The sequence below is a fragment of the Paenibacillus sp. FSL R7-0189 genome (assembly GCF_037969925.1).
In the GTDB taxonomy this organism is placed as follows: Bacteria; Bacillota; Bacilli; order Paenibacillales; family Paenibacillaceae; genus Paenibacillus_AQ; species Paenibacillus_AQ odorifer.
In genome coordinates this window covers 5,068,984-5,087,435 of record NZ_CP150223.1, presented here as the reverse complement: position 1 = coordinate 5,087,435, position 18,452 = coordinate 5,068,984, and the positions used below count along the sequence as shown (strand labels likewise).

At 39.9% G+C, this 18,452-nt stretch carries 13 protein-coding genes and 1 pseudogene; 3 read left to right on the top strand and 11 right to left on the bottom strand.

The window, feature by feature from the left end; all coding sequences use genetic code 11:
* Positions 1–68: 68 nt before the first annotated feature.
* The 4 genes and pseudogenes from MKY63_RS22210 to MKY63_RS22195 all read right to left on the bottom strand — a co-directional run.
* Positions 69–1,523 carry an extracellular solute-binding protein gene (locus MKY63_RS22210; RefSeq protein ID WP_036688723.1) on the bottom strand — a complete coding sequence of 485 codons (1,455 nt, stop codon included), beginning with the start codon at positions 1,521–1,523 and terminating at the stop codon, positions 69–71.
* Between the two features lie 57 nt (positions 1,524–1,580).
* The gene (gene murQ, locus MKY63_RS22205; RefSeq protein ID WP_042129111.1) at positions 1,581–2,486 is read right to left on the bottom strand and encodes an N-acetylmuramic acid 6-phosphate etherase; all 906 of its coding nucleotides are present in this window, start codon (positions 2,484–2,486) and stop codon (positions 1,581–1,583) included.
* 572 nt (positions 2,487–3,058) lie between these two features.
* Entirely contained in the window at positions 3,059–3,922 is an 864-nt protein-coding gene (locus tag MKY63_RS22200; RefSeq protein ID WP_036688728.1) for a MurR/RpiR family transcriptional regulator, read from the bottom strand.
* Positions 3,923–4,227: 305 nt separating this feature from the next.
* Positions 4,228–4,816, bottom strand: a pseudogene (locus MKY63_RS22195) (MMPL family transporter); the annotation flags it as partial.
* 341 nt (positions 4,817–5,157) lie between these two features.
* Between MKY63_RS22195 and MKY63_RS22190 the strand changes: the two are divergent.
* Both MKY63_RS22190 and MKY63_RS22185 read left to right on the top strand, forming a co-directional pair.
* On the top strand, positions 5,158–5,859 hold the full coding sequence (locus MKY63_RS22190; protein WP_036688733.1) for a response regulator transcription factor: 702 nt from the start codon (positions 5,158–5,160) through the stop codon (positions 5,857–5,859).
* A gap of 6 nt (positions 5,860–5,865) precedes the next feature.
* Positions 5,866–7,260: a HAMP domain-containing sensor histidine kinase gene (locus MKY63_RS22185; RefSeq protein WP_076104941.1), complete on the top strand. Its 1,395-nt coding sequence runs from the start codon at positions 5,866–5,868 to the stop codon at positions 7,258–7,260.
* 82 nt (positions 7,261–7,342) lie between these two features.
* Here the strand turns inward: MKY63_RS22185 and MKY63_RS22180 are convergent, their stop codons facing one another.
* From MKY63_RS22180 to MKY63_RS22165, 4 genes are all read right to left on the bottom strand, one after another.
* Positions 7,343–7,696 carry a YxeA family protein gene (locus MKY63_RS22180; RefSeq protein WP_036688737.1) on the bottom strand — a complete coding sequence of 118 codons (354 nt, stop codon included), beginning with the start codon at positions 7,694–7,696 and terminating at the stop codon, positions 7,343–7,345.
* A 5-nt stretch (positions 7,697–7,701) separates the two neighbouring features.
* Positions 7,702–9,621: an ABC transporter permease gene (locus MKY63_RS22175; RefSeq protein WP_339809831.1), complete on the bottom strand. Its 1,920-nt coding sequence runs from the start codon at positions 9,619–9,621 to the stop codon at positions 7,702–7,704.
* Complete coding sequence (locus MKY63_RS22170; protein WP_339809830.1) at positions 9,608–10,375, bottom strand: ABC transporter ATP-binding protein; 768 nt, start codon at positions 10,373–10,375, stop codon at positions 9,608–9,610. Before MKY63_RS22170 ends, MKY63_RS22175 begins: the two co-directional genes overlap by 14 nt.
* A gap of 154 nt (positions 10,376–10,529) precedes the next feature.
* On the bottom strand, positions 10,530–11,678 hold the full coding sequence (locus tag MKY63_RS22165; RefSeq protein ID WP_339809829.1) for a VanZ family protein: 1,149 nt from the start codon (positions 11,676–11,678) through the stop codon (positions 10,530–10,532).
* Between the two features lie 184 nt (positions 11,679–11,862).
* On the opposite strand from MKY63_RS22165, the gene MKY63_RS22160 reads away from it, so the two are divergent.
* Positions 11,863–12,909 (top strand): DUF418 domain-containing protein, encoded by a 1,047-nt coding sequence (locus MKY63_RS22160; RefSeq protein WP_036688745.1) that lies wholly within the window; start codon positions 11,863–11,865, stop codon positions 12,907–12,909.
* Between the two features lie 131 nt (positions 12,910–13,040).
* Here MKY63_RS22160 and MKY63_RS22155 read toward each other — a convergent pair whose 3' ends face one another.
* From MKY63_RS22155 to MKY63_RS22145, 3 genes are all read right to left on the bottom strand, one after another.
* On the bottom strand, positions 13,041–14,681 hold the full coding sequence (locus MKY63_RS22155) for an alkaline phosphatase (protein ID WP_036688747.1): 1,641 nt from the start codon (positions 14,679–14,681) through the stop codon (positions 13,041–13,043).
* Between the two features lie 173 nt (positions 14,682–14,854).
* Positions 14,855–15,229, bottom strand: coding sequence for a hypothetical protein (locus MKY63_RS22150; RefSeq protein WP_076100295.1), 375 nt, complete (start codon positions 15,227–15,229; stop codon positions 14,855–14,857).
* Between the two features lie 583 nt (positions 15,230–15,812).
* Positions 15,813–18,401: a metallophosphoesterase gene (locus tag MKY63_RS22145; RefSeq protein WP_076104946.1), complete on the bottom strand. Its 2,589-nt coding sequence runs from the start codon at positions 18,399–18,401 to the stop codon at positions 15,813–15,815.
* Between the last annotated feature and the right edge of the window lie 51 nt (positions 18,402–18,452).

Here is an 18,452-nt window from a genome sequence, read left to right as displayed (position 1 = left end):
TAGCTAATTTAGAAGGAAAGCTGTACGTTCTAGCTACGCACAGCTTTCACATGTCAGCCTACGACAGACTAGTCAACTACAATACCATCTTTACCGAAAGATTTAATTGCAGCTGCTTTAACTGCATCATACATTTCTTGTGGAGCAATCTCATTTGCAAGTAAGGCTTGTAGTTTAGGAATAATAACTTCTGTTTCAATTTTTAATGCTTCAGCAGCCAGATCAGTAGGAATATCTGTACGAGCCGGAAGCGCTTTTGCCATCATAGCTTTACCTGCAGCAACGTTATCTTCGTTACGAGGGAATTTTTCAAGTACTTCTGCATTACGTGCAGATTCAGTAATTGGTGATAAGAACAGCTCATTACTGTAGTTAGCAGCAATTGAACCAGAAGACAAGAAATTCGTTGCTAGGGCAATATTTTTGATGTGCTCTTCAGATGGAGCTTTTTTACCACGAAGTGCGATATAACCATCAACGATTGAAGTAGGGACATAATCGGCACCGTTGAATGTTGGGACTGGAAGTGAAATATAATCAACTTCAATAGAATCTGCAACAGCTGAACCATCGTTCGCTTTAATCTTCTCATTGTTTAGACGAGCAGAGTTTTCAAATGCAGATAAACCTTTACCTGTGATCATCGTTTGACCCGTTAGGAACATGTTCCACCGTTTACCAGCATCGATAGAGCTTAGCTCTTTAGGCATAGAACCATCGTTGATCATTTCGCGAATAGATGTAAGTAGCCCCAAGAAGTTTTTGCTTGTATACGTATATTTAAGATCTTTATCGAAGTAATCTGGTAAACCAGCAGTTTTAGCAAGAATAGCTAGATAGTCTTTAGATGCTACACCAGATGTTGCGAACACGAAACCATAACGAGTAGTTTCACCTTTATCATTTTTCACTACGCCTTTAGAAATTGCATTACGGAACTCTTCATAAGTCCAACCGTTTTGTTGAATGCTTTTCCAATCAATTCCGGCTTCTTCAAGGAATTGTTTGTTACCACCGATAGTGTGGATTTCCATATACGCTGGTAGGCCGTATTGAGCGTCACCTAGTTGGAAATATTTCAATGGAACTTCGTCATAATCTGCCTTGGCTTCATCAGAAAGGGCACCGTTAAGGTCGATTAGTACATTAAGTGCTGCATATTTCGAAATTCCTGAAGCACCGATAAAAGCAATATCTGGAGGAGAACCTGCATTTACTTGAGTATCAAGTTTTTGCGTCATATCTTCCCAGCTCGCTGGCTCGATTTTCAAAGTCAAGTTAGGATGTAGTGTATTAAATTCTTTTTCCATATCAGCAAAACGTGTTTGATAGTTCGCTGATATCGGAGGTAAAAGTGCTGTAATCGTATCCTTTTTAGGCTCAGAACCACCGTTACTAGTTCCTGTGTTACCGGAATCTGTAGAAGCTGGAGCGTTATTTCCGTTTCCTCCGCAAGCCGATAATAGTGATACCATCATGATTCCTGACAAAAACAGAGTTAATCCACGTGATCTTTTTTTCATCGAAAACAGCCTCCTCAATTATTAATAGCATCCATCCTGTTATTCCACTTTTCACACCTAAACCAATGATGCGATTGCCTGTTTCAAGCGTCCTCCGTTTGTGTTAAGTACTTGTTCTGCTTCTTTTGCATCTAACCCCGATTTAATCATCATAATTGCCAGCTTACAGTTCATAGATGCTTTTTCAAGTGTTTCTGCGGCGGTTGATGTATCTACACCAGTCGTGTTCATGATGATACGAATCGAGCGATCTACGAGCTTAAAATTACTAGCCTTCAGATCAACCATCAAGTTGTTGTACGTTTTTCCTAACTTGACCATTGTGCATGTTGTCAGCATATTAAGCACCAACTTCTGAGCAGTTCCTGCCTTTAATCGAGTCGAACCGCTAATGACCTCAGGTCCTACAACAGGTGTTATACAAACATCTACAATGGGTTCGAACTTTGAGCCTCTGTTGTTACAAACACCGATAGTGGCTGCTCCAAGTTCCTTTGCTTTCGCTAAAGCTGCAATAACGTAGTTTGCACTACCGCTTGCCGAAATCCCAATAAGTACATCTTTGTTTGTTACACCAATGCTTTCGATTAATGCGATCCCTTCATCCATATCGTCTTCACAGCCTTCAACCGCAGTACGCAAAGCAATATCACCACCAGCAATATAGCCCTGCACCAAGGAAGGATCTGTACCAAAGGTAGGAGGACATTCGGAAGCATCCAGAACACCTAATCTTCCTGATGAGCCAGCTCCTATGTAAAACATTCTTCCACCATTAGACAACCTATGATGTAGAATATCTACCGCCTTTGCAATCTGCGGAATCTCCTCAGCTATAGCTCTGGGGACCAGTGCATCTTGTTGATTCATTAACTGGATCATTTCTTCCGTAGTACATTCATCAATCATTAATGTGTCTGGATTCACAGCCTCTGTTGTCAATCCCGCAAGGTAGTCATTCATAGCCATCCTCCTTCTTCCCAGCCTTAATCTGTCATTTAATTAACAAAGCGTGTTAGATTAACTTACAATTATTATGTTCTTATACTAATACAACACCATCGCTTCGTCAATAGATTTTGAAATATAATTTCATTAAGAAATTAAATTCTGATGTTTTATTTCATTTCTTACATACTATGTTATACCACATTTATAAAGCGCTTACAAGATGCAATTTAAATTTTTAACAATTGCTTTGATCGCTATGGCTCTAAGGTTAAAGCGATTTAAAAAAATGTATTATTTGCTGATTATCGCTCCAAACGAAACATAAAGTTACATCATCCGTGTTCAACCGGATGATGTTTCGTCTTCGATTCCATTCATTTTCTTCCTCATAATTGTGTGCCAAGCTATTAATTATTGAATTAAACTACTTATTATATTCATTAGATCAACGTATTCATCATGTAGATAATCTGACATGGATTGATAAGTAGTACATTTTAGTACACGAATAAGTGAATGAAATACAAAAAAAGAAAGCATTGATCCATGATCAATGCTTTCCTCCACATTCATTCTATCAGAACCTAATTTCTAAGTTTTTTCTTTAATATATTATGCGTTTTTGTTAAGTAGGTTTTTACTTCTTCATATTCAGCACTTGCGACACCAGCAAATAATATGTCGATGATCGTAAGCATCGCAATACGCGAGCCCATAGCCCCACTGCGGATTGTTATTTCAGGTGTGGATATGCTCAGTACAATATCCGCCCGCTCCGCAAGCTCACTTTTATTGTACTTCGTAATCGCAATACATTTCGCTCTATTCTTTTGGGCAATTTCCAGTGCATCAATAATATCACTAGTTGCTCCAGAGTTAGAAATGAAAATGGCAACATCATCTTTCTCAAGTAAAGTTGCTGCCGTGAGCTGACTATGACCATCTGTATAGGCATGACACATCTTATTAATTCGCGAGAACTTCTGTTCCCCGTCCATACAAACGAGTCCCGAAGCACCTATTCCAAAGAAAACAATTCGCTTACTATGACATAGTAATTCTACAGCTCTTGTAATTTCTTTTCGATCAATAACGCTAAGCGTATCCTCAATGGACTTGCAATTATTCAATGAAATATTTGATATAATTGTCGAGAGATCATCACCTGGCTGAATATCAGTATATTGAGCCTTTGAATCCTCATCACGAGAACCCAAAGATGCCGATATACTCACAATAAAATTGCGGTATCCGCTGTAACCCATCGTCTTACAGAAACGAAGGACAGATGCATCACTTGTCTTACTCGATTGAGCCAATTCCTTAATCGACAAATGAGGGATCTCTTCCGTATTTTCTAAAATGTAATCTCCGACCAATCGTTCAACTGGTGTATAACTCTCTCGCATATCACGAATTTTAATTAATACGTTGTCATTTAGACTCATAATCTACCTACTCTAGATTTAATTAACACCTTTATTAATATCATAAACAATATAAACAACCTATTTCAATAACAAAATACGTTTCGGCATATCAAAAGCTAATATTAATTAAACTATTAAAATCATCCTACTCTTAGGTCATCTGCTGACTTTACGTTGATTATAGCGTAATAAAGTTGTAAGGTATAGTCGATAATTATATACTTTCTGATATGGTGAAACAAGGGACCACAAAGGTCCCCGAAGATTCTTTCTATTGTTCTCAGCATACGTAATACGCATGTATTTTTAAATTTTACTGCCCTCTAAATATGACTCGATTTGTCAACTACATTCTTTGATGTAGCACCGTTGCTTGAACCATTTAATTTGCTAGCAAGCTGCTTTAATGCAGTCAAGAACACCGGCATGGCCGCTACACTTAGTAATAATAGTGCAATGATTAATACAAATGCTACCTGTATAAGTGTCATTACGCCCGAAGGAATCAACGCGGCGCAGGTGCCTCGAATAAAGGCAGCAGACAATACTACACCAACCATATAACGTGATGCCACTCAATTCTTGATCCAACATCCCCTTCAAGCTCGTTATACCGCATCATCAGGAATATGCTGTAATCAACGCCCAGGGCTGCAATCATAATGAAGCTCAAAAATGAAACGATCCAGCTCAAGATTTCACTGATTCCAAGAGAAGTAAGTAAACTAGCACCAAGGAAGCAATAATGAACAGAGAACTGGACACAGAGCGCGTAATGACTATTAGCACAATTATGATTCCGACCAGCATAATCACGGTTGTACGTACAAAGTCATCCTGTGAAATATTCTGCAAATCAGCATTGGTTGCAGTTGTTCCTGTTAAGGCTGCTTGCACTCCTTGCAAGTCGCTGCAATCTAATAGCATTCCAAAAGCTGTCTGCAAGTTCTTCTTCGAGCTCAAGCGAATACAGTAACTCACCTTCTTCCATCATTTTAGCGAACATCTTCAAAGGGCCATATACAGTGCAGATCAATGCCATGGAAGGCAGGGGGCGTAACAATTTCTCCTCCTTACCTGATTTGGCTATATCTAGAATGAATTTTAATAAATCACCGAATATTGCTTTGCTATGTTCGTCTAAGTAATACCCATCTTCATGCAAGCCTTTCTTTTGCGATTTTTTTGCGCAAGAAATAAAGAGTCCTTTATAATGTAATAATGTACATAAAGACGGATTTGGAGGGAAATAAATGGCAAGTCGTAAATGGGTATTAATCATAGACGATGAAGATGATTTAGCGCGTCTAATGAAGGCTGTTTTACATAAAGAAGGTGTTCCAGACGTTGTAACTGCCGGGACCGTTGCAGAGGGTTGGGACAAGTTCCAGGAGTATAATCCTGAGCTTATATTGCTAGATATTATGCTCCCAGATGGAGAAGGATATGACTTATGCAGAAAAATTCGGGAAACATCAAATGCACCCATCTTATTTATGTCTGCAAAAGACGAGGAAATTAATAAGCTGTTAGGACTGGCGATAGGTGGCGATGATTATATTACTAAACCGTTCAGTCCGAAAGAAGTCGCTTATCGGGTAAAGGCACAACTGAGAAGAGCTGGCTTTACAGAAGAAAAAAAGGCTCCGAAAAGCTTACAAGCTGGTCCCTTTGAACTTAGTGCCAATGAGACAGAATTAAAAAAGAATGGCGAAGTCCTCGTGCTAACCGCCAAAGAAGTCGGTTTAATGAGCTGTTTTATGCATCATCCCAATCAGATTCTAAGCAAAGAAACCTTGTTTGGACAGGTGTGGGGTGAAGATTTTTTTGGTTCCGATAATACAGTGATGGTACATATTCGGCGATTACGTGAAAAAATTGAGGCCGACCCTTCAAATCCTTCCTTTATTTTGACGGTTAAAGGGTTAGGTTATAAATTACATACCAAGGAGTGAGACTAGTTGAAATGGAAATTGACACTCCGCTTTTTAAGATCGGTTATGACTATTGTTGTGATCGTTGGTATTGTAAACGCGATTTTGTTCCTTTCCCTATTCTTTATAAAGGTAAATAATAATAACTTTGGCACTGAAGAAGCATCTGCAGAAACCTTTAGCCGAACCTTTTCACAATACGTAGAACTACAGGCTGGCAAACCTGTTGTGAACGAAGAAGGTCTCAAAAAACTACAAGAAATGAGCGCCTGGGTACAATTCTTGAATGACCAAGGGGAGCAAGCAGCAGCCTTTTATACCCCTGAAGAATTGAAAACAGAGTATTCTCCTATTGAAATTGTCCAAATGTATAAATATAAAGAATTAGATGCACGCACGACGGTTTTTGTCAGCGAAGCCCAAAATTTCAGTTACTTTTTAGGGATTAATAATCCTAAAATAGGCCGCTACGTAATGACCTATGACTACGCTAAAATTTTCAAAGATGTTAATGTTTTTCTTTCCATTTTTTTAATCGTTGATGTGCTTATTGTAATCATCATTGGATTTCTATTTGGGAAAAAGTTAACTGCACCCCTTCATACATTAATAGAGGGTATTCAACAGCTCAGGGAACGACGTTTTAAGAAAATGCCTACTCCCAAAGGTGTTTATGAAGATGTTTTTCGTAATATGAATGAACTATCTGAAAAGCTCGATCGGCATGAAGAGGAGCGTAAACGTCTCGATCAAATGCGTGAGGAATGGATTAGCAATGTTTCACATGACATGAAAACACCACTTGCTTCTATTCAAGGTTATGCAGAATTTATTAACGACAGTGCCACAGATTTAACAGCCCAAGAATTACAGGAATACACGTCAATTATCAAGAGTAAATCGATGTATATGAAAGATCTGTTAGATGACCTCAATTTAACAACACGTTTACGTAATCACCAGCTATCCCTGCAATTTGAAGAGGTGAATCTCGTTCAGTTTCTACGAGAAATGACGATTGAACTTTTAAATGACCCGACCTTTGGTGAACGGCAGATAGAGTTTGAGGCGAATGTGGCTAAAGCAATGCATAAAGTAGATAAAAAGTTACTAAAACGAGCGATCCTTAACTTGATCTACAACGCGCTGGTGCATAACGATGAAAATGTCGTGGTGAAGATTCGAGTGGATACAGGTCCAGAATCTCATACCCAAATTTCGATTTCTGATAATGGCCAGGGTATTCCAACTAAAGATCTGGAACAGGTTTTCGAACGCTACTATCGGGGTACAAATACAACCAGCAAGCATGGTACTGGTTTAGGAATGGCCATCGCAAGAGACATTATTTGGGCTCATGAGGGGAACCTCGATATGACGAGCATTGAAAATACCGGAACCACCATTACTATACTTTTATAATACAAATGCCTTACTTACTCATTAGGCAGAGAAAAGGGCTGTGCTCCATTACCTTTATTGGAGACAGCCCTTCTTCAATTTATTAGTTTTTTATTGCTTTTAGCGGAATATCCTCTACTTTCACTTCATCGTATGAGGAGACTTGATCACCTTTTTTTACATACATTTTTAAGTAGGCGCCTTTACGAAGATTTTTTTGTGCATTAAATTCCAGTGGAATTGTATTACCTTTAGCATTTGTAGCCTCTAGTGTATACGAATAGGAAGTCATCACTGTACCATCACTCAGTTTATATTCATGGGGTTCCCCATCCTCTGTAATTTGTAAATAGTAATTTTCGGCATTCATGCGATTGAAATCAATCTTTGCTAGAGCAAAGACACCTACAACCCCAATAACAAACAAAATACCCATAGTAATTAGAAATTTTTTCATCTCAATCATCCTTCTGTTCTATTATTTAGTGTGATAATACGATTGTATGAAGCTACGGTTAAGAAATAATACAACCCGTAAATTACGGTATAAGCAATCATCCAGAGCAACACTGGCTTTGCTAAATCTATCATCAGTAGACTAGAGAATGCTTTTAAAGCCACTACACTATGCAATAACCCTACTATAAGCGGTACAACAAAGATAACGAATACCTGTGACGCAATGGATTTCTGCATTTCTTTTGCACTGACACCCATTTTATGCAGCATATTGTACTGTGCTTTATCCTCTTCTGCCTCTGTTAAAACTTTAAAGTAAATGATACTGCCTGTTGCAGCCAGAAATACGAGCCCAAGGAAACTTCCTATAAAAAGTAGAGAACCCACACTTTCCAAGCTTGTTTGGTAATCTTGAGGCCTACTAGAAAATGGCGCTTCTTCAGGCAATTGGTTTGCAATTTTTGCAGATAAATCCACAGAGGCATCCTCTACCCCAAGAACACGATAGCGTAGCACTTCTCCATCATTCCGTAATACTTTATACTGTTCATCCGAGACTACAACTGTTATACCTGCTGTGCCTGCATTCAATACGGTTTGTGTTTTAAAGCTTTGGAATATGAGTGGATGGCCGTTGCCTGTTGTTATAGTTTTTCCTGTATACATAGGTGAGAACCTTTTGTCATATCCGATATCTAAAATAACCGCGTAACCATCCTTTACATTTAATTTTTCTTTATGCTGTACATTTGCTAAGTTGTTATATGTTTTTTCATCGATAACTGTATACCCTCTTTTATCAGAGCTATCGAACGAGGATGGTGAGTTTAATTCTTTCGTATGAAACGTAATGGATAGCGCATCGATATTTTCATCGTATTTTGTAGCTGGCAGTACAGCATTTACTTGTTTATCCATTTCTGCATCTGTTAATTGATACATAAAGGTATTCGGATTAATCGTTTTTGCCGAGTCATTCGTATTGTAATACAGGCTATAGACCGCTCCACCGGCAGTTACTGTTGTAGCACTCAACACAGCAATCACAGTTAATGTACGTGCATTCCCACGGATACGATGGAGCAGCTGCGATATGGTTATTACATGAAGGTCTTTCCACAGCCACTTTTCATTTTTCTTAATCATTGCTAATACAAAGCCAGTCACACTGTGGAACAATAAAAATGTACCCACAATAACCGTTGTTAAAATAATTAATACGGTCATGAGAAATCCGATTTTTGCCCATACCTTAGAAGTGAAAAGGTCCTGCATTGCAAGCCAATAGCCCAAGACAATAAGTAACACTCCAAGAACAGCTACTATCATAGATGGTTTAGGCGCCACTTCTCCCTTTTTGGAAGCATGAAATAAATCAATCAGCTTAAATTGATAGATCAAGCGGTAGCCTTGAAATGATGTCACTAAGAAAATAACCAGAAATACGATAGCCGTGTTCATCGCAGCCGCCATTGAAAAAGTAAAGGGTGCTACAACGTCATAACCCATTAAATGAATCAAAATCGTCATAAATCCTTTTGAGCAAAGGAAGCCAAATACAATCCCTACTATTAAAGAGAATAATCCTAATAACAAATTTTCAAAAAAGAGCATAAAACCTATTTGACGATTACGTACCCCCAGCAACGCATACAGTGCGACTTCTTTTTTACGTTTTTTCATAAAAAATGAATTGGAATAAGCTATAAATATGAACACGAAAAAGATAAGAATGACTGCCGCGCCACTCATTAGGGAACCCAGTTTTTGGGATGAAGCCGTCTGTTCTGCTATCGTATCACTATATTTTAAGGTCACAAATGTAAAGTAAATGATGATACTAAACACCATCGATGCAATGTATAAAAAAAATTGCGAGAAGTTTCTGGCTATATTTTTTCTTGCTAGACTAAATAACGTCATCTACCTCACCCCCAATGGCCGCATGAACATCTAAGATCTCTTGGAAGAAGGCTTTGCGTGTCTGATCACGACGATAGATTTCTGTTGAAAACGAACCATCCTTGATGAAAATAATCCGGTGGCAGAAGCTTGCGGCAAAGGCATCATGGGTCACCATCATAATGGTCGAATTGTTATTTTCATTTAAAGTACTTAAGCTTTCCAATAAATCTGTTGCTGATTTAGAGTCAAGTGCACCTGTTGGTTCATCAGCCAAAATCAGTGCAGGCTCTGTCACGAGCGCTCTAGCCGCAGCGGTTCTTTGCTTTTGACCCCCAGAGATTTGGTAAGGATATTTCCCCAGTAAATCTTCAATCCCAAATACTTTAGAGATCTGAGTCACGAGGTGATTAATTTTCTTCGCTGGAATTTTAGCAATCGCCAGGGGAAGCAATATGTTCTCCTTTACCGTCAAGGAATCGAGTAAATTGTAATCTTGAAAGATGAACCCGAGATGTTCACGCCGGAAGTCTGACAAAGCTGCTTCCTTCAGATCATGAATACTCTTGTTCTTCATATATATCTTTCCTTCTGTTGGAGAATCTATGGTTGCTAACAAATTTAGCAAGGTTGATTTTCCCGCTCCGGAAGGTCCCATAATCCCTACAAACTCACCTTCATGAATGTCAAAAGACACGTTTTCCAACGCTGTGTAAGCAGCACTTAACTTCCCGTACACTTTTTTTACGTTTTCTACTTTTAATAATGGTTCCATTCATTTCACCTCATAATTTGCTGATACTTATACTATAGGCACCGAACCTTACAGCAAATTCATGCCAACCTTACAACAAGCTTAAATCTACAAAAAAAAGGATACCCTGTAGCCATTTAAGACTACGGAGTATCCCTTTGCTATTGAATAGCATTCATTTTTTTCTGGTTGTATATAAATCAGAAGCTTCATCAAAGTAAAAGCGGCGTTTTTGTTTGCCAAACACGACTAAGACAATATGGATGAACAACACGATCGTTAAAATAATGGAGGTCAATCCAGCACCTAGCGTTAAGAATATAGATGCCTTATAAAATGGAGAATCCATTGATAGTTCCACATTATTCAAAATATTCGCAATGACTGTTATGAAGTACATCGCGTAAATGGCACCAAAGCGTTTAAATAATCGCTTGTTAGTTTCCACTCGACTTATTTTACTGTCATAGTGATAACGCATTATTTTCGTACCGATTGTCGATCCATTCCAAATCATCGGAATAATAAAAAAGGTTACAGAAAGTGTAATTGTGCTCGCAATAAATTCACTAACCATATTAACGTTGGTCATACTCAACACAACTTTAACTACTAGGTTGCTGATAAATAGATCAATAATAACAGCCAGTAACACAGACATCCCTCTTACTTCATCAAGAGCTAATAATCTTTCTGCTTTCTCCTTAATTTTCTTTTTTGATGGGAATAACGCCAACACGGCTGGAGCAATAAAGAACCCCAGTACTCCGCCAGAAGTATTTAACAATAAATCATCCACATCAAAAATACGATAAGGGCAATTATAAATCCCGTAAATGCCGGTTACCTGTGTTATCTCATAAAATAAAGTTAATAGGAACGTGAAGCCTAGAGCTTTCTTCCAATATTTTTTATCATGAAAAAAGTATCGCAGATAAACACCAAAAGGTAATAATAGCAAGAAATTAAAAAAAGCTTGATAGAATGAGGGTTGGCTAAATAACAGTCTATACGTGGCTGGCTGTGATAACACGATGCCACTATTGCCAAAGGTGCCCACTATAAATTGAAATGGCATAAGTGAATAATGTTGTGTGCCCGGTTTTTGAAGAGAACAAGTATTACGTATTTCCGGCAACGGCAACAATACTAAAAATAACGCTGCTAGAAAGTAAAAGATAAACGAAAACGAAATTAACGTGGTAGAAAAGGGAAGGTAATTATATTTTCTATAGGTATAAATGAGCCATGGGATAAATAAGGCAAATGCTAAAACCACAAAAAAGATCGCTGCCACAAAGATCGGTTGAGTATATGCTGACATTTCTAGTTCACACCCCAAAATGATTTAGTATTCATATTAACCATAAAACTGATTCTAATTCAACTGGAGTTGGAACATTTTATCAAATTTAAGGATCCTGTAATGTTGGCATCAATTTAATGTAAGGTTCGCAACTTATACTAACTCCTAAGCAAATAAAAATATTTTCAAAGGAGCACTATTAATGAATCCCTCCATTTCGCAAAAAGAAAGAATCATTTCACTCGACATCATTCGCGGACTTGCTCTTTTCGGCATTCTGCTTATAAATGTTGGAGCCTTTAAAGTTATTATGGAAGGAGATCCCTTACCAGACTATAGTGGCATTAATGGAATCATCCATAGCTTGATAATCATCTTCGTACAAAAAAAGTTCTTTTCTATTTTTTCCTTTCTATTTGGTGTAGGTCTATACATTTTCGCCTCAAGAGCCGAAAGCCGGGGAGATAAACCCAGATGGCGTATGGCTAGACGTTTACTAATCCTTTTGCTGCTGGGAATCATTCATGTATTTATCTTTTGGGGAACCATTCTGCCCGCATACGCCATTATCGGATTGTTTCTGATCCCTTTTTATCACTCAACGGTTTCTACACTTAAAAAATGGCTGATAGGTATGACATCCATTTACATCATTTCCTTGGTGGCAAAAATATTTCTACCCACTCTAGGGGTTATATCATCTATCCTTGATATTTTTTCTAATGATGCTATACAAATCTTTATTATGTTTTTAGCTGGTTTTTTAACCGCAAAGTCAGGTTGGCTGACACACATACAAGAATTGTCTAAACCAATTAGAGGAATTCAAATGGTATCATTTCTGTTGTTCATTGGTTTTTCACTATGGATTTGGAACGCTTCTCAAAGTGGGAGCAGCAATGTAGATTCAGTTACGGGCTTAGGATCTCTCCCAACCACTTTGTTCTACTTAACAACATTATTTCTACTATTAGAAAATAAACAAATGGTGAAATTCCTGAAACCCATATCACGGGTGGGTCAAATGGCGTTTACAAATTATGTAGCACAAAGCATTATAGGGACAGCAATCATTTCAATGATAGGTCTCGAAGTCGTTTCACCGAAAGATATTCTCTACATCGCCGTTCTGATTTATTTTATTCAAATCATTTTTAGTACCATCTGGTTCAAGTTCTTTTCCATGGGACCCTTAGAAAAGCTTTGGCGCTTGATGACCTATGGAAAAAAGCCTGCAACAAAACGATAAAAACTTCACTTTCCTCCTCTTAATGCAAGTCGGAATTTATTTTTCCAACCCAAAAACCCCTTATAAAAAGGGGTTCTCAAGTTTAAGCGCTTTAACTTTTATCCGACAGATCACAACATGAACATTAAGAATCAGAGAATCAAGTCCAAAGCATCCTGCGAAATCCACACTTTATCTTTAATCATTACCGTCAGCACATTTAGTTTCGTTGTTTTGCCATCCTGTATGGCGATATTTTTATCTATAGGCAGCTTGAGAACTTGGCCTGCTTTTTTCACTACAACCACCGGATTATTCTTATCAGTCTTATCTAGGGTAATCGTAGCTCCTTTGGCCTTGAATTTATCACTGGATACGTACAGTGTATCCTGAAGCTGCGCCAGATTGAGTCCGGTCACTTCTTGAATATACTTATTCACATCCGTATTCTGGATTACACCGCTGTTCACGAAATCAGTCGGTTTAAAATTAGCCGGATGGTACGCGAATAAGCCAACTTCTTCCGATGTGTGATCATCCGTAGAGAAGGTTACACCTATTTTATCCCCCAAAATTTTACCGATGACCGGCGAAAGGTTATCCTGCATTCCCAATCTGACTTGATCTGCTTCTTCTTTGGTTAGATCACTAAGTCCATAATGATCTGCAAGGACCTTTTTGAAATTGCTCTCATTAATACTGCCTTCAATGTAATAACTGGTATGCTTCGCTTTCTTCAGCACGGAGATTAGGTCTTTGGTAGAATCATAGTTCGTCATATTGAGCCCGCCGGTAGCATGATCCGAAACCGATAAGACTGCTGTATTGCCATCTTTTTCTGCAAAGTCAACAGCGGCTTTAAAGGCTTTATCAAACGCTAAGGTCTCACTCATAATACCCACTGGATCGTTATCATGACCATACCAGTCAATCTGGCTTGCTTCGACCATCAGAATAAAACCGTTCTCGTTCTGCGACAACTTCTCTATCGCTACTTTGGTCATTTCAGCAAGGCTCGGTTGCTTTTGCGGGTTCAGGTCAAAATCAGCATCCAGTGCTTCGGGGTTGAAGAGACCCCAGATTTTATTCGTTTTAGAATTCATTAACCCTGCTTTATCCGTTACGTATTCATACCCATTTGATTTCAGAACTTTGGTTAAATCTTCTCCGTCCTTGCGGTTAATGTCTTCTTTGCCGGGTACCAAATACCCGGAACCACCCCCAAGTAGAACATCTACACCACTATAGACCATCTGTTCTGCAATAGACTGCGCATTGTCACGCGTGTATGCATGACTTAAAAATGTAGCCGGCGTCGCATCCGTTAATTCACAAGTGAATACCGTTCCTGTACTTTTCCCTGCCATTCTCGCTGCATCCATAAGGGTAGGCAGAGGTTTGTTCACGTCCTCTGGCTTAACTGCGCTTATGAAAGGCATCGTTATTCGGTCTGGAAGTATGGATACCGTCTCACTCTTAACCTTATGGCCTGTAGCATAAGCCGTAGCTCCCGCAGCGGAATCTGTGGTCAGTGAATCCGTAGAATATGTTCTCACCAGCCCGCTGAAATACTTATCCATCGCAAGCGCCTGCCCTCCCTGATACCATCTGGCCAAGTTCACATCGGATAAGCTCATCCCATCCGTAATAAACAGGATTACGTTTTTGACCGATTTGTTGGTAGGAGCATCAGAGTTATTGGCGCCATCGGCGTAGGTCGTTCCGTTGCCTGCTGCAAGCAGACTGCAAATCATAACTGTACTGCAAATTCTCCCGATAACCTTTTTGCGCATTTGAATCCTCCTCTAGCAGATTTTGTTAAGTACGTTACTAGTTTAAAGGAGGATTGTTTGCGGGAGCAGCACCTATTCTCTTATTTTATATTAAATTCTATGCATATTTTGTCTTGACCTGTGCTACTGATATTTGTAAAAAAGGGGCGCCCTAGGGCGCCCCCTTTGCATTATTATTGTCTTATTACGAGGACATCTCGAGGCGCTCTACCAGTTCTTTGAATTTGCGAAATTTCGGAGCTTGTAAGGATACGTCCTACCAATATCAACGAAGATGTGACATTGTTAAAGTTAAAATTATTCAAGTTCGCTACGTTTTGGCTGCCACGGAACACACGGAACGATCCCTGAAAGTTAATTCGCGAAAAAAGCACAAGCGTTACTTGAGAGCTTTCCACAACATTTCTGAGACGGAAACTCGAGAGAACGTTGTTAAACCGAAACGCTCCAAGATCACGAACCGCAACTCCTCCACGTCTGAATCGAATCCGACGATTGGTAAAATTAGTACCCGACCAAAGAGTAAGACGTATATCACTGTTAGCCAACTAAATCAACTCCTTTTCTGAGATTGATATAGTTTATTACTAACTTCAAAGAACGGTACAAGACAAATACAGTTGTACAAATGTTTGTTTTTCAGATTTCCCTACGGTGGTATTATCCAAATAACCGTATCGAGCCTCGGATATGTTAGCAATTGAAGTGATTTTTACAGTTATATTCTTCTAACTATTAGACACTTTCTTATACGTTAGGTGCGAATATGAAAAGAATAATTCAAGCATTCGGGTATTTAGGTAGTACAATTTTGGCTGCAGCTTTACTGTCATGGATCTGCGTATTTTTGATTCACGGCTTACCTGATGTCTATGAATGGATGGCACTTAAATTTTTCATCCCCATTCTAGGTTTCGTAGGACCCAACCCAAACCCTCTTGCCGATTCTGGCCGAAGGTCTGCCGTTATACTTTGACGGAACAAAAGTCACGCCAATGCGCAATGAATCATGATCTGGTAAAAAGTGAGGCTATCTTTCTGAGGAGTTACCGTAGGAGGAATGGACAGCTTCAACAACTAAAAAAAGGCGTTAACGGATGCCTAAGCTCCGTCAACGCCTCCTCTATCCTTTCATTGTATTCCTGCCTCTGCTGGAAGCGAGTTATTTCTTGTCCCCACTGCTTTAATAACGAAATTGTAGGCTTTAGCAGAATCTATGCCGTTTAATGTATAGCTGTAACTCGTCTGACCGCTTACCGTCGGTACATACACGCTCCAGTTTGTGCTGACTTTATCATTTTTCTCGTAAATCCGGTAACCTCGCACCGGCTCAGAACTATTTGCTGGCGCTTTCCAAGAAAGAACTGCACGGTTCCCTGACTGTCTTACTGCGCTTGGATTTTGGACAATGCCGGGTTTGACATCAGTCCGTTTAATACTGTAAGCATCATAGACGGCAAGGGGTTTATCTTTAACTGCTGTGTAGGATGTGAATTTCAGCACGTCGCTTGTAATGGAAACATCCACGAACATTTTCTTGTTGGGCTGATCGTTTTTTGCTGCAAAAAAAGTGTCTGCATCTGGATTAATAGCATAGAATTTCGAAGCTGCCGAGTTGCCCATTAGATATACGGTCCCTTTGGGATTCAGCACATTTCCTTGCTCATCGGTAATGACATTCTTAATCGGAACGTTGTTCAGCATTTGAAAAGACCTCATATACATATGGTCATGACCTTCAAAAACCATGTCCACACCCAGCTCATCCAATACAGGAATCAGATATTTCCGGTAAAATTCTACCCGGTCGCTTTCTGCCGAAGCATTATCCCCTGAAGAATACGCTCCCTTATGCATCGAGACGAATTTCCACTTTTTATCGGTCTTTGCCACCTGATTCCGCATCCATTCCAATTGTTTGGTGAACTGAATATCCGCTTTGTATGGCTTGACCTCCCCTTCGTACTGGGAATTGATCTGCATAAACAGGGCATCGCCGTATTCGAAAGCATATACCGAACCGTCATGAGCACCCGTCCCGACATCTTTTGGAAGATTAAAATGGTTATAGAAGTTGTTATTCGGATAATCTTCTATCTCATGGTTGCCGATAATCGGTGCAAATGGCACATTGGCAAATTCCTTTTTCGGCACACCCAAGAACCACTGCCACAGCTGCTCCAGATCACCGTCATCCGTTAGATCCCCTGTAAGAAGAACAAACTTGGGATCTACCGTTTTCTCAATAGCTCTCTTAAAAGTATCCTGCCACAGATCAAAATTCGATTTACTTGAGCCTTGGGTGTCGGTTACATAGAGGAAATGGAAATCCTGATTATCCGCCTTGTCCGTGGTAAAAGAACCCGCCTCGCTCCAGCCGTCCGCATCACCGTTACCGGCCCGGTAGATATATTGGGTTCCAGGCTTAAGACCGCTTGCAATAACCTTGTGGCTGGCGAACTTTTTATACTTTTGAGAACTTCTGTCTCCTGATGTCATTAAGGTTTCAATAACTGTTGAGCTGCCCTCATAAGAAGCTGCCAGTTGTTCCGGAAACTCGCTTCCTCCCGCATTGGAGGCCTCCACTACTTGCACTACTGTACCTCTGACGGTTTCGGCTGTATACCAGTCAAAGGCGATACTTGTCTTTGGGTCCCCGTTAAAAGTCATGTTCAGCAGCGTTGGTGTTTTGATGCCGGTATCCGGAGACTTTGTCTTAAAGCTCCAGGTAATATCGTTCTCAGGTGTCCGGCCATCCGCAGTCCCCTTAACAAGCTCTTTAGGGACGGTCACGTTGTAAGTTTTGCCGGCAGTAAAATTAGGGTGGCTGACTCTGACTGTGTCTTGACCGAGGAGCGAAGCAGAAATGTTATTAAGAGGGAGATTGTTTTCCGTGATTACAACTTGATAACCACTGTCGAGACTGATCGCTTTGTTAAACTTCACTGTGATCTCTGCGTTAAGGGAAACATCTGCAGCCCCTGAAGCGGGAGTTTTGCTTACCTCAAGTGTGGGAGTGTCCCCAGGTTCGCCGCTGCTGCGTGTTCCTTTAATTATCACATCTTTGATTCTGCTTGAGCCTGAGCTGGACACCGTTCCCCCGCTTACACTTTTCGCAGAGTTTACCACCCAGCGGATATAGAGTACATCTTGATTGTTTGTTCCCGCAGGCAAAGCGAGGTTAGTTAATTTGCAGGAATTATTGGAACAATTAAAATTGTTCTGGGCTAAAACAAGGTTGCCGCCCGTAACATCTGTCCATTCCTGTTGATCTATACTGTATTGCACCTTAAAATCCCTGGGTCCTGTACTTGAAGAAGTTTGCTGTGAAGAGAGGAAGATACCTTCGAAACCTTTGGTAGAAAGCGTGGCAAGCCAGTATTTCAGGCCCGTTCCTTCATGCCACCCCTGGTTGCGTACGCTGTTCTCACCTGACTCATAGGTGTACGCATTCGTATTAGTTCCTACATCACGAATGGATGAAGCCGTCTGATATACCCCGCCTGTAGCCGGAAATACACCGTTCTCGCCTTTGTCTTTAAAAATCCACTGGGCAATCGTTTCCTGAACTGCAGTTGCTTCGCTTGCAAGATCTTCCTCATTTCCCTCTCTTCCTGCTGAGACAAACCCGGTCAACTCCATGGCAAGCAGCAAACCTATAACCATTAGACTGATTACCTTGTAAAATCTATTTTTGAGATAAGATTGGTTGTTATCCATTCAGCCCATCTCCCTCTTCCTTAATCTCACTTATCATCGAACCGCAGTCAC

What these genes read in the sequence shown, in the direction of transcription:
- MKY63_RS22165 (WP_339809829.1), bottom strand. Translation starts at nt 11,678, where the DNA reads ATGTCAGCATATACTCAACCGATCTTTGTGGCAGCGATCTTTTTTGTG.
- MKY63_RS22170 (WP_339809830.1), bottom strand. Translation starts at nt 10,375, where the DNA reads ATGGAACCATTATTAAAAGTAGAAAACGTAAAAAAAGTGTACGGGAAG.
- murQ (WP_042129111.1), bottom strand. Translation starts at nt 2,486, where the DNA reads ATGAATGACTACCTTGCGGGATTGACAACAGAGGCTGTGAATCCAGAC.
- MKY63_RS22210 (WP_036688723.1), bottom strand. Translation starts at nt 1,523, where the DNA reads ATGAAAAAAAGATCACGTGGATTAACTCTGTTTTTGTCAGGAATCATG.
- MKY63_RS22160 (WP_036688745.1), top strand. Translation starts at nt 11,863, where the DNA reads ATGAATCCCTCCATTTCGCAAAAAGAAAGAATCATTTCACTCGACATC.
- MKY63_RS22180 (WP_036688737.1), bottom strand. Translation starts at nt 7,696, where the DNA reads ATGAAAAAATTTCTAATTACTATGGGTATTTTGTTTGTTATTGGGGTT.
- MKY63_RS22145 (WP_076104946.1), bottom strand. Translation starts at nt 18,401, where the DNA reads ATGGATAACAACCAATCTTATCTCAAAAATAGATTTTACAAGGTAATC.
- MKY63_RS22200 (WP_036688728.1), bottom strand. Translation starts at nt 3,922, where the DNA reads ATGAGTCTAAATGACAACGTATTAATTAAAATTCGTGATATGCGAGAG.
- MKY63_RS22190 (WP_036688733.1), top strand. Translation starts at nt 5,158, where the DNA reads ATGGCAAGTCGTAAATGGGTATTAATCATAGACGATGAAGATGATTTA.
- MKY63_RS22175 (WP_339809831.1), bottom strand. Translation starts at nt 9,621, where the DNA reads ATGACGTTATTTAGTCTAGCAAGAAAAAATATAGCCAGAAACTTCTCG.
- MKY63_RS22155 (WP_036688747.1), bottom strand. Translation starts at nt 14,681, where the DNA reads ATGCGCAAAAAGGTTATCGGGAGAATTTGCAGTACAGTTATGATTTGC.